This window comes from Dellaglioa sp. CoH-56-MRSF-14 (genome assembly GCF_056782115.1).
Genome location: NZ_JBXAYB010000001.1, coordinates 223,854 through 235,582, shown reverse-complemented (window position 1 = coordinate 235,582; position 11,729 = coordinate 223,854). Strand labels below are relative to the sequence as shown.

Here is an 11,729-nt window from a genome sequence, read left to right as displayed (position 1 = left end):
ACAGGTTATACTTTGGTTATTCTTTCAGAAAGCGCTTTCTAAAAGTTGAGTTTATAGGTACAGGCAATTGCTATTTTTTAGTGAAATGGGACATTTATTAAACAAATAGAATGGGGTAAATAGAATGGAAAACAAAGTAAACGTAGATACAAATCAAGTTGAAGAAATTCCTCTTTTTCGAAAACTAAGTTATTCACTTACAGATTTTGGCGGAAATATTCTATTTGTAAGTATTAGTACGTACTTGTTATATTTTTATACAGATGTTTTTGGAATTGGGATTGGTGTAGCTGGAACTATCTTGCTCGTCACACGATGCGTTGATATGTTTGATGCACCAATATGGGGCTTTTTAATTGATCATACACATACAAAATGGGGACAAAGTCGGCCGTATTTCTTGTGGTTATGTGTACCATTTGCATTCTTTACATGGTTAACATTTACTACACCGAATTTATCGGGATCGTCCAAAGTTATCTATGCATCAGTTGTTTACGTCATTGCAGGAATTATATATACCGGAATTAGTACCCCTATGACGTCGATTTTACCTAACTTAACAAATGATTCAGACCAAAGAACGGTTTTGAATTCATATCGAATGGTTGGAGGAAATGTTGGTCTATTGGTTGCTAATGGTGTTGTTTTACCATTAGTTCAAATATTAGGGCAAGGAAATGATCGTAAAGGATTCTCATATGCAATGATTATTTTAGGGATTATCTCCATTATTGCCTTTTTAATTGCCTTTTTAAATTTACGAGAAATTAATACAACGATTACGAAATCAATATCATTAAAACAGAGTGTTAAAGCAACAAAAAGTAATTGGCCTTGGATTTTATTGGTTATTTCCAACTTATTCTATTGGATTGGAACAACTGTTAGAAGTTCAGGCATGATTTATTATTTTCAATATAATATCCATGCAAAATCATTAGTCGCAGTTGCTGGTTCTTTATCTGTTGTTGCTGTTATAGGGATGATATCAATTCCATTACTTGTTAAACGTACAAATAAAAGAACGGTTCTAATTGGAGCACTATTGATGGGAGCAATCTGTAACATGTTGCTTCAAGCAGTTGGTAGTAATCAAGTTTGGGTTGTTATCTTATATTGCCTAGGATCAATTGGAACGGGTGTTGCAGCTGCAATGCCATTCCTAATGTTGGCTGATGCGGTTGATTTTGGTCAATGGAAAACAGGAATCAGAGCCAGTGGCTTTTTAACAGCTATTGGAAGTGCATTCTGTGTTAAAGCAGGTAGTGGGATTGGCGGATTTATTCCATCACAAGTAATGCAATTCTTTGGATATATACCCAATCACACTCAAACGAGTCAATCTTTATTAGGCATTAACTTAAGTTTTATCTGGATTCCAGCCATGCTGTTCATACTTGCTGCAGTTCCAATGTTTTTCTATGGTAAATTTGAACGAAATGAAGATAAAGTTAGATTAGAATTAGCTAAAAAAGAAGCAGCTTAAAAAGTTAATGGTGGGGATAATGGTTTTGCTTATTTTATGGTAAACTAAGAGTACTAAAAGTTAAGCGGTAACAATTTAACTAAAATTAGACGACTTAGGAGCAAATAAAATGCAAAATCCAAAACTTGATGATGTCGCTGAATTGGCAGGCGTTTCTAAAACGACTGTATCTAGGGTGTTGAACAATAGAGGTTATCTTAGCGAAAAGACAGTTAAAAAGGTTCGTGATGCTGTGAAAGAGTTACATTATCAGCCTAATGATGTTGCAAGACAATTATTTAATAAAGAAACAAAACTAATAGGGCTTATTTTCCCAACCATTGCGAATCCTTTTTTTGGACAATTAGCTTACCATTTAGAAACGAAACTTTTTAATAGAGGTTATAAGGTTCTTATCGGTAACTCAAAAAATGATTCAGAAAAAGAAGTGACTTATTTACGTAAACTAATGGCAAATCAAGTTGATGGGCTAATTGTTGGAGCACATAATGAAGGAATTGAAGAATATCATAATACAAATTTACCAATTGTCGCAATTGATAGAATTATGAATGGTGATATTCCGGTCGTTTCTTCTGATAATTATAGTGGCGGTAAAATGGCAACAGAATTGCTATTAGAACATGGGGCAACCTCAATTGTACATACAAATGGACCTTATGATTTAGAAACGCCTGCTCGAGATAGACGTAGGGCATACGAGAAAATTATGAGTGAACATGGGTTGCCAGCCGTAACGTATACAATTGATTTTAATTGGACAGAAACAGAAAAAACAAAAGTTATTAAAAGAATTTTTGAGGATCTTAAACGAGTGGATGGTATTTTTGCTTCGAATGATACAGACGCTAGTTTGATCATAAAAATAGCTAGAGAATATGGCAAACGAGTACCTGAAGATTTACTTGTTATTGGCTATGATGGGACAGATGTTGTTCGATTATTTAAACCAGAACTAACAACAATTATTCAACCAATTGAACAGATGGCTGATGCAGCTATTGATATTTTAATGAAGAAAATAGAAGGTAAAGAGACACCTATGCAAGTAGTACTACCGGTACAATTATATAAAGGAGAAACGGCATAGTAGGTGCGTTTTTATTTTAAGATAATGACAACCGGTTAACATATAGAACGAGGAGAAGACAATTTTGAAAAATGAAACGATTAATTATCCAGAGGTAACTGATGAAAGATATCGATTAAAGTATCATATTACGGCACCAGCAGGTTGGATGAATGATCCAAATGGGTTTTGCTTTTTTAAAGGGTACTATCACATCTTTTATCAACATCATCCAAATTCAACACAGTGGGGACCAATGCATTGGGGTCATTCAAGAAGTAAAGATTTAGTTAATTGGGAAAGCTTACCAATTGCTTTGGTTCCTGGTGATCAAGAAGATCAGGATGGCTGTTTTTCAGGTAGCGCAATTGTGAAGGATGAGCGTCTCTATTTAATTTATACAGGACATAATTTGAAAGACAAAAATGATCCGGATAGTTATTGGCAGAATCAAAACCTAGCCGTTAGTGATGATGGCATAACTTTTGAAAAATTTGCTGGTAATCCAGTGATTTCAATGCCTCCTGTAGATAATGATGCTGATTTTAGAGATCCAAAAATTTGGTTTGAAAATGGAAAATATAATATTGTAATCGGAAGCAAAAATAAGGATGGCTTGGGTCGAGTTCTTATGTATAACTCAGATGATTTAGAACATTGGGACTACTTAGGACCTATTGCAACTGCTAAATCAGTTGATTCTGAAGGATTCGTTTGGGAATGTCCTGACCTTTTCGAAATTGACGGACAAGACGTTTTAGTAATGTCACCACAAGGAATTAAAGCTGATAAATTAAAATATAGAAATTTCTTCCAAACAGGATATCTGACTGGAAAATTTGATGAAGAGACACATTCATTACATCATGGTGAGTTCACTGAATTAGATTATGGACATGATTTCTATGCAACACAATCAATGGTTACGCCTGACGGTAGAAGGATCATATTTGCATGGATGGACATGTGGGAGAGCCCCATGCCAGAACAGGAAGATGGTTGGGCAGGCGCACTAACATTTCCAAGAGAATTAAATATGAAAAATGGTAAATTATTGATGACACCAGTTGAAGAAATTAAAAAATTGCGCGAAAAAGTATTATTAGATGTCACTAAACCTAAGGATACAACCACTATTTTTGAAGCCCCTACAAAGAGTTTTGAGTATTTAGCGAACTTTAATGGGCAAGAAAATGTCAGCGTTAAAATTAAAAATAGCGATAATAAATTATTAATAAAAGTTAGCTATCAAGCTGCAACAGGTAAGGTAACATTACAAAAGTATAATGACGATTTACTTCGAGAAACTAATGTGAGCGTTGCCAATGAATTGGATGTTCATTTATTAATGGACAACAGTTCAGCAGAATTATTTGTGAATAATGGAGAAGCATGTTTCTCTGAAAGGGTTTATGATGAAAAGGAACTTATAGTTGAAACAAGTAGCGATTCAACTAATTATGATATTAAAATATATGAACTTGGAGGAACAATGTAATGTTATTAGGAAGTATTGAAGCAGGTGGCACTAAATTTGTATGCGCGGTAGGTAACGAAGATTATCAAGTAAAGGATCAAATTCAAATTCCCACGACTACACCTGTTGAAACATTAACGGCAGTCGTAGACTATTTTAAGCAATTTGAAATAGCTGCACTTAGTGTTGCCTCATTTGGACCAATTGAAATCAGAAAAACGTCACCTAAATATGGATTTATCACGAAAACACCAAAACCGGGTTGGGGTGATACGGATTTCTTGGGATTTCTTAAGGGCAAACTGGATATTCCAACATTTTGGACAACGGATGTAAATGGTTCAGCTTACGGTGAATATACAATGTCGACATTGTTTAATGAGAAAATTAATTCACTTGTTTATTACACAATTGGAACTGGTGTGGGCGCTGGAGCAGTAATTGATGGCCACTTAGTTGGCGGTATTGGCCATCCTGAAATGGGCCATGTCTTAGTTAAGAGACATCCTGATGATCTTGATTTTAAAGGTGTCTGTCCATTTCATGGTGATTGTTTAGAGGGCTTAGTTGCTGGACCAACATTTGAAGCACGGACTGGTAAAAAAGGTAAAGATGTCCCATTAACAGACAAAACTTGGGATATTATGGCCTACTATATTGCTCAGGCTGCCGTTCAAACAACGTTAAGTTTACGTCCTAATAAAATTATTTTTGGGGGCGGCGTTACAAATGATGTTTTATTGGAAAAAGTGCGACATGAATTCAAAGAAATTTTAAATGATTATGTTGACGTTCCTCCATTAGATCAATATATTACAGCACCACAAGTTGCTAATAATGGATCAGCCAATGTTGGAAACTTCGCTTTAGCTGAAAAAATGTTATCTGAATGATAGGGTTATTTAACAAAATTGGAGGGTAAAATAATGACAAACAAAAATTATTATGATGTAACAAAATGGCCTATTGGTAACCCGTACGAAGATATTGGGGAAGTTATTAATAGTATTATTACTGATATTAAAAGTCATCAAACTGATAGTAATAGCAATGATGGTGGAAAACCAGGGGCAGTTATTTATCTACCACCAGCTGATTATCACTTGCGTACACAAGTCTTAATAGATATTAGTTTTCTTAAAATTCAAGGATCTGGGCATGGATTTACGTCATCAAGCATTCGGTTTAACGTACCACAAAACGAATGGTCAAATTTACATGAATTATGGCCTGGTGGTAGTCGTGTTCTTGTTGACCTCGATCCTAAAACAACGGATGAAGAATCTGAAGGTGCAGCTTTCTATGTTGCAAGAGAAGGAAATCCGCGTATTAGTTCAGTCGAATTTTCGAACTTTAATATTGATGGGTTACACTTTATTGATGATGGCACAGGCGAAAAAAATCCAGAAAATACGTATGTGAATGGTAAGACTGGAATTTATGTTGCAAGTGCACAAGATTCATTCCGTATTACAGAAATGGGTTTTGTTTACTTAGAACATGGTGTAACCATTTATAACGCAGATGCATTAACAATCCACGATAATTTTATTGCTGAATGTGGTAATTGTATTGAACTACGTGGATGGGGACAAGCTTCGAAAGTAACTGAAAATTTAATGGGCGCTGGATTTAATGGCTATACCATTTTTGCGGAAAACTTCGGAGGACTGCTAATTACGACTAATAATATTTTCCCAAGAGGTGCAAGTAGCATTTCATTATCTGGCGTGACGAAATCGTCTGTTACAAATAATCGCATTCATGCATTTTATCCCGGAATGGTTATTTTAGATGATAATTGCTCAGAGATATTGGTTTCTTCAAACCATATGCTGCATGATCAAGAACCGTGGGCGCCTATGCAACATCGAGATAATGGATTAGACGATTTATATGGGCTGTTATCAATTAGCGGTAATGATAATTCCGTCATTGGAAATCATTTTTCAGAAACGGTTGATCAAAACACGCTTAAACCAGTTGGTGCAACACCGGTCATTATCCGACTTGCTGCCGGACATGGTAATTATATTGCAAATAATAATGTTGTGGCTACAGAAATTCAATCAGGTAGTGGCGATTCAGCATTTTCTGCACAAGTAGATGCGTTACTAGCAACCGAAGAATTAAAAAAAGTCACAGTAACAACTGTTTTGGTTGAAAAGAAGTCAACGCAAAATACAATTTTAGATTCTGGAAGCAATGAACAAGTTATTTTGGATAAAAATGTGAATGCTTTTAGAGCAACACCAACCGTCCCAAAAAAACAGTAATTTTAAATAAATGATTTAATTTGTGCCACTTTGATAAAATAGGACTATAATGAAAGTTGAAGTTAGAACTTAATATAACTGTCCAAATCAAAAGAGGCGATAGCAATGGCAAAGTTGAGTAAAGAACAACGCAAAGCAATGGCTCAAAAAGCAATGGACGAACGTGCTAAACATCCACAAGCTGAAAAAAAACAATCAGGTTTTAAATTTATTGAAGATGAATCAACTAAGTTAGGTGCAGAAAAAAACTAATTATAAAAGTTCAAAGATTAATTCTAAGTATTCTTGGAATTAATCTTTTTTTAGTTAACTAAAAATATTAAATTGGGTGTAAGTCATGTACAATTTGAATGATAGATAATTTAATGAGGAGTGATAATCGATGTTAATTAAACAAGTACATATTGAAAATAAAGAAGAATTACAAGATATTCGAGTAGAAAATGGCATGTTTACTGAGATTGGGGTAAATTTACAACAAAATGCTGATGAAAAAGTCATTGATGCAACCGATAAATTGATGTTACCGCCATTTGTTGATCCACATGTTCATTTGGATTCAACGCTCACAGCAGGTGATCCGGAATGGAACGAATCTGGGACTTTATTTGATGGCATTCGGATTTGGTCTGAACGTAAAAAGACGTTAACCCATGAAGATGTTAAAGAACGTGCTGTTACAGCATTAAAAATGCAGGCAGCCCATGGTGTTCAGTTTGTTCGTTCACATGTTGATGTGACTGATCCTGATTTAGTGGCTTTGAAAGCTTTAATTGAGGTCCGCGAAGAAGTTAAACCTTGGATGGAATTACAATTAGTTGCTTTCCCACAAGAAGGTATTTTATCATTTCCAAATGGGAAGGAATTAATGACAAAAGCTGCTGAATTAGGAGTGGATGCAATTGGTGCAATTCCCCATTTTGAATTTAATAGAGAATATGCAGTTGAATCACTCCATTTCGCTTTTGAATTGGCTCAGAAATATAATTTATTATTTGATGCACATACGGATGAAATCGATGATCCTAGTTCTCGTAGCTTGGAAACCGTTGCGACATTAGCTTTAGAAACAGGGATGAAAGATAAGGTTACAGCATCACATACAACAGCGATGGGTTCATATGATGATGCTTATTTGTACAAATTAATGCGTTTATTGAAGATGTCAGAAATGAACTTTATTGCTAATCCACTTGTAAATATGTTCTTAGGTGGACGTTTTGACACATATCCAAAGCGTCGTGGGTTAACACGCGTCAAAGAATTGGATGAGAATGGGTTGAACGTTGCATTTGGTGAAGATGACATCAAAGATCCATGGTATCCAATGGGAGATGGCAACATGTTAGACGCCTTGCACATGGGATTACATGCGACTCAGATTATGGGTTATAGTCAAATTATGAATGCTTACCGATTTGTGACGACTAATGGCGCTAAATCTATGCATGTTATGGATCATTATGGAATTGAAGTTGGAAAACCAGCTAATTTCGTCATTATGGATAGTGATAATTTTTATGATGCGTTGAATACACGTGCTGCCGTTATGTTATCAGTCCATAATGGTGATGTGATTAGTGAAACCAAGCCAGCAGAAACCCAGTTATATATCTAGTAAGTAATCGTTTTGGTAGCGCCTTCTTGATTTGAATGCTAGAATCAAGGCATGACTTGAAAAGGGGTAATAAAATGAAAATGATTAATTTAGGCGATAGCGAACTTCAAGTATCATCTGTCGGTTTGGGATGCATGCGCATGCCAGAATTGTCGACTGGGCAAGCTGCAGAAATGATTCAAACATCAGTTGATCATGGCATTAATTTCTTTGATCACGCAGATATTTATGGTGCAGGAAAAGCTGAAGAAGTGTTTGCGGCAGGATTTACTGAAACTGGGTTATCACGTGAAGACATTATTCTTCAATCAAAATGTGGTATCGTTCCAGGTGTAGAGTATAATTTTACTGCTGAACACATTGAAAAAAGTGTTGACGGTATTTTAAAACGATTAAATACGGAATATATTGATAGCTTATTGTTACACAGACCTGATACGTTAATGGAACCTGAAGCTATTGCTCGTGTATTTGAAAAACTACAAAAATCTGGAAAAGTACGTCATTTTGGTGTTAGTAATTTCTATCCTGGGCAAGTTGATTTATTACAACAAGCTTTGGATATGAAACTATTAGTTAACCAACTCCAATTCGGTGTCATGCACACTGGAATGATTGATTTGGGAACAAATGTGAATATGGTTAATGATGCTGGAATTAATCGTGATGGCGGTATTTTAGAATATTCGCGTCTTAAAAAAATGACGATTCAAGCATGGTCACCATTCCAATACGGATTCTTTGAAGGTACATTCTTAGATAATCCAAAATTTGCTGAATTAAATGAAGTTTTAAACCGTTTAGCTAAAGAAAAAGAAACAACTAATACTGGAATCGCAACAGCATTTATTCTACGTCACCCAGCTAAAATGCAGGTGATTGCTGGAACAATGAACGCAAAAAGAATTGTTGAAATTGCGAATGCTTCAGAACTTGAGCTAACACATGAAGAATGGTACGAAATTTATCGTGCAGCAGGAAATAAATTACCATAAATGAAAAAATTAAAGTAACTAACTAATTACTATTTTAGTTGGTTACTTTTTATATTAAGCGTATGAAAATTTCGTAGTTAACATACTGGGTATGGTAAAATTAGAATTAATAGGTGGTGGATTTGATTTGGAAAACAAATATGAGCATGTTTATCGTGAAATTAAAGCGAAAATTGTCGCGGGTGAATATGAAGTAAACGATAAATTAATGACTGAATCACAGTTAATGTCGATTTACGAATCTAGTCGTTATGCGGTTCGTAAAGCAATTGGTGATTTAGAGAATGCAGGGTATGTCTACCGAATACAAGGTGGCGGTATCTTCGTTAATGATTGGCATACTGTAAAAAAAGTGACACAAAATAATAAAATAATTGGTGTCATGACGACACATATTGCTGATTATATTTTTCCAAATATTATCACTGGAATAGATCGTATTATTTCTGAAGAGGGATATACAATCATGCTAAGTAATACGCTTGATAATGCTGAAAAAGAACGATATAGCCTTTTAAGAATGCTTGAAATGAATTTATCTGGACTAATCGTAGAACCAACACAAAGCGCATTAATAAATAAAAATAAGGATTTATACGAAAAGATAGTGGCGCAAAAAATACCAGTCCTTTTTATTAATGCACATTATGAAAACTTGGAAATTCCATACTTAGAGTTAAATGATTTTAATGGTAGTGAGGTTGCTACAGAGCATTTGATAAATGAAGGACATGGAAAAATACTTGGTATTTTTAAAGTGGATGATAAACAAGGTCAGTTAAGAATGAATGGATTCGTGCAAGCTTATATGGAACATTCAGCTATTTCATACCAAAGTGAGATATTGATGTACCAATCTGCTGATTCAATGCAAAATATCTATAAAAAAATTGAAAAGATTCTGCATAGATCGGATCATCCAACCGCGATTGTTTGTTACAATGACCAGCTTGCCATTAAATTAATAGATATTGTTAAGTCGATGGGAATGAAAATTCCTGAAGATATCTCAATTGTTGGTTTTGATGATTATCAATTATCAAAATATATGTCACCTAAATTAACAACAATTAGACATCCAAAGGAAAAAATGGGCCGAGAAGCTGCGACGATGTTATTAAAAATGATTAATTCTAAAACAATGTCGGCGAAATCTGTCGTATATGATGCAAAGCTAATCATTCGAGAAAGCGTTAAAAATAGGAATTAAAGCATGATAAGTATTACTCAAATTTGAGTAATACTTATTTTTTTGAAATTCATTCGAACAAATAAAAATAACTATTGATTTGTTCGAATGAATGTGAGAAAATGACCTTGTTGATAAATGCAAACGTTTTCAGAAAACGGTTGCTGTAGGTTTTTCGGTTGGTCGTACCAATCGGACAATAAAATTTGGAGGTGTCATATGCAAAAAGAAAAGAAAATATCTAGTAAGTTTATTTACTTTTTTGGGTCATTCGGAGGAATTTTGTTCGGATACGATATCGGGGTTATGACGGGGGCTTTACCATTCTTGCAAAAAGATTGGGCTCTTCAAAATAGTGCCGGAACCGTTGGTTGGATTACTTCAGGAGTTATGTTCGGTGCCATCTTTGGTGGCGCGTTAGCCGGTAAGCTTTCAGATAAGCTAGGTCGACGTAAAATGATTTTGATGTCAGCTATTATTTTCGTTATTGGTTCATTACTCGCATCATTCTCACCAAATAATGGCCAAATGTATTTAATTATTGTTCGTATTTTCCTTGGACTAGCAGTTGGTGCTTCATCAGCATTAGTACCAGCATACATGTCAGAAATGTCTCCGGCTAAATTACGAGGACGACTATCAGGAATTAATCAAACAATGATTGTTTCCGGAATGTTACTTTCATATATTATGGATTTTCTATTAAAAGATTTACCTGAAGCATGGGCATGGCGCGTTATGCTTGGCTTAGCAGCAGTACCAGCTGTTGTTTTATACTTTGGGGTTTCACGTTTACCAGAATCACCTCGTTTCTTAGTTAAAACAAATAAAGTTGATGAAGCTCGCCAAGTATTAACTTGGATTCGTCCAGCTAATGAAGTTGAACAAGAATTAGCTGATATTCAAACTACTGCGGGTGAAGAAAATCATATTGAAAAAACATCAATGGTTCAATTATTCACAGGTAAATATCGTTACTTAGTTATGGCCGGTGTTGGTGTTGCTGCATTCCAACAATTCCAAGGGGCTAACGCAATCTTCTATTACATTCCTTTAATTGTTGAAAAAGCAACTGGGAATGAAGCAAGTTCAGCACTAATGTGGCCAATTATTCAAGGGATTATCCTTGTCTTAGGTTCACTCTTATTCTTAGTTATTGCAGATAAATTTAAACGTAGAACACTTTTAATTCTTGGCGGTTTAGTAATGGGACTATCATTTATCTTACCTACAATCATTAACATGGTTGTACCAAATACGAGTCCTATGATGATTGTTGTTTTCTTATGTATCTACGTTGCATTCTACTCATTTACATGGGCTCCACTTACATGGGTATTAGTTGGTGAATTATTCCCATTAGCTGTTCGTGGAAGTGCTTCAGGAATTGCATCTTCAGCTAACTGGATTGGATCATTCTTAGTAGGACTATTATTCCCTATTATGACAGCTTCAATGCCACAAGATGCTGTGTTCGCAATCTTCGGAATCATTTGTTTATTAGGTGTTCTATTCATTCGTTTCTTCGTTCCAGAAACACGTGGTCGCTCATTAGAAGAAATTGAAAAAGAAGGTACAAGAAATTAAGTAACCTATACGTTAGGAGTGTAATTGAT

The 11,729-nt window shown here is 35.0% G+C and carries 10 protein-coding genes; all 10 read left to right on the top strand.

Annotation, left to right across the window (positions count from 1 at the left end; translation table 11 throughout):
* Positions 1 to 124 precede the first annotated feature (124 nt).
* Positions 125 to 1,489 carry an MFS transporter gene (locus AC1RPX_RS01055; protein ID WP_481761017.1) on the top strand — a complete coding sequence of 455 codons (1,365 nt, stop codon included), beginning with the start codon at positions 125 to 127 and terminating at the stop codon, positions 1,487 to 1,489.
* 109 nt (positions 1,490 to 1,598) lie between these two features.
* Entirely contained in the window at positions 1,599 to 2,579 is a 981-nt protein-coding gene (locus AC1RPX_RS01050) for a LacI family DNA-binding transcriptional regulator (RefSeq protein ID WP_481761016.1), read from the top strand.
* A gap of 64 nt (positions 2,580 to 2,643) precedes the next feature.
* Positions 2,644 to 4,056: a glycoside hydrolase family 32 protein gene (locus AC1RPX_RS01045; protein WP_481761015.1), complete on the top strand. Its 1,413-nt coding sequence runs from the start codon at positions 2,644 to 2,646 to the stop codon at positions 4,054 to 4,056.
* Positions 4,056 to 4,928, top strand: a complete 873-nt coding sequence (gene scrK, locus AC1RPX_RS01040) for a fructokinase ScrK (protein WP_481761014.1) — start codon at positions 4,056 to 4,058, stop codon at positions 4,926 to 4,928. The genes AC1RPX_RS01045 and scrK overlap by 1 nt, the downstream gene beginning before the upstream one ends.
* Positions 4,929 to 4,961: 33 nt before the next feature.
* A complete protein-coding gene (locus AC1RPX_RS01035) occupies positions 4,962 to 6,311 on the top strand; it encodes a NosD domain-containing protein (protein ID WP_481761013.1) in 1,350 nt (449 codons plus the stop codon).
* Between the two features lie 105 nt (positions 6,312 to 6,416).
* Entirely contained in the window at positions 6,417 to 6,563 is a 147-nt protein-coding gene (locus tag AC1RPX_RS01030) for a hypothetical protein (RefSeq protein WP_409021777.1), read from the top strand.
* Between the two features lie 130 nt (positions 6,564 to 6,693).
* Complete coding sequence (gene codA, locus AC1RPX_RS01025; protein WP_481761012.1) at positions 6,694 to 7,929, top strand: cytosine deaminase; 1,236 nt, start codon at positions 6,694 to 6,696, stop codon at positions 7,927 to 7,929.
* A gap of 74 nt (positions 7,930 to 8,003) precedes the next feature.
* Entirely contained in the window at positions 8,004 to 8,924 is a 921-nt protein-coding gene (locus tag AC1RPX_RS01020) for an aldo/keto reductase (RefSeq protein ID WP_481761011.1), read from the top strand.
* Between the two features lie 91 nt (positions 8,925 to 9,015).
* Positions 9,016 to 10,134, top strand: coding sequence for a GntR family transcriptional regulator (locus AC1RPX_RS01015; RefSeq protein WP_481761010.1), 1,119 nt, complete (start codon positions 9,016 to 9,018; stop codon positions 10,132 to 10,134).
* Between the two features lie 198 nt (positions 10,135 to 10,332).
* Positions 10,333 to 11,700 carry a sugar porter family MFS transporter gene (locus AC1RPX_RS01010; protein ID WP_481761009.1) on the top strand — a complete coding sequence of 456 codons (1,368 nt, stop codon included), beginning with the start codon at positions 10,333 to 10,335 and terminating at the stop codon, positions 11,698 to 11,700.
* Positions 11,701 to 11,729 lie beyond the last annotated feature (29 nt).